This window comes from Streptomyces sp. WELS2 (assembly GCF_013870595.1).
Lineage (GTDB): Bacteria > Actinomycetota > Actinomycetes > Streptomycetales > Streptomycetaceae > Streptomyces.
On sequence record NZ_JACBWZ010001311.1, the window covers coordinates 1 to 1166 of the forward strand.

Below are 1166 nucleotides of genomic sequence, written 5' to 3' on the forward strand. Positions count from 1 at the left end.
CGGAAGCGGGCCGGGGTCCTGTGCGGCCCCGGCTGATCTGTATCGACTGGTCACGACCGATCAGGTTACTGATCGGTACGCGCGAAGGCGGGCGAACTTCCGAAAGTTCGCCCGCGGTTCGGCGTGTCGTCGGCTCAGCCCTTGAGGGCCGCCTCCAGCGCGGTGTTGAACTCCTCGACGGTCATCGGCGCGTTCTTGCCGCCGGCGTCCGTCAGGGCCTTGCCGTCCATCTTCAGGGTCGGGGTGGCGTCGACGCCGTCCTTGTCGAAGACCTTGGCCTCCTCCAGCGCCCACCGGTCGAAGGTGCCGTCCTTGACGTCCTTCTGGAACTTCGCGTTGCCCTTCAGGGCGGGGACCGTGTCGGCGATCTCGATCAGGTACGAGTCGTCCTTGAACTTGTCGTCCCGCTCGTCCGGGTGCCACTTCTTGGCGTACAGCGCGGACTTGTACTCCAGGAACGCCTCCGGGCCGACGTTCAGCGCGGCGCCCAGCGCGCTCAGCGCGTTCTTCGAGCCCTCGCCGCCGAAGCCCTTGTCGAGGAAGGTGGCGCCGACGAACCGGATCTTGAACTTGCCGGCGTCCAGGTCCTTCTTGACGGTCGGGCCGACCACCTGCTCGAAGGAGGCGCAGACCGGGCAGCGCGGGTCCTCGTACATCACCAGCGTCTTCTTGGCGCTGCTCTTGCCGATCAGGACCGTCGTGCCGTCCTTGCCGGCGGCGTTTGCCGGCTTGACCAGCTTGGCGTCCTTCGCCGACTCCCAGTAACCGGGCTTGTTGGCCTGGACGACGGCGTAGCCGATGCCGCCGGCCGCCGCCAGCACGGCGACGACCGAGCCGGCCACGATCAGCTGCCGCCTGGCCTTGTCGCGCTTGGCCTGCCGCTCGCGCTCCTGGCGCAGCCGCTCCCGGGCCGCCGTCTTCGCGGCCTGGCTGTTCCGCTTGCTCATGGTGGTGATCTCCCTGGGGACGCGCACGATGTCGTACGCGGTACGGATCGAGGGGCTGACGTGCTCGGGTGCCGTCCGCCGCGCGGGAGCCGTGGCTCAGGCGAGGGCGGTCCGGCCGGGGCGGGAGCACGGCGGTCCACGCCGTCCCAGGGAGTGCGTGAGGAGCCGGTCCCGGGCGGCGGCGCCGCGCGGTGCCGGGCGGTGCGGCCCGCGGACCGG

Annotated in this window: 1 protein-coding gene; it reads right to left on the reverse strand. The window is 70.5% G+C overall.

Features of this window, described 5'->3' with window-relative positions:
- Nucleotides 1–134: 134 nt before the first annotated feature.
- Nucleotides 135–947: a thioredoxin domain-containing protein gene (locus tag H5J33_RS35990; protein WP_181798848.1), complete on the reverse strand. Its 813-nt coding sequence runs from the start codon at nt 945–947 to the stop codon at nt 135–137.
- Between the last annotated feature and the right edge of the window lie 219 nt (nt 948–1166).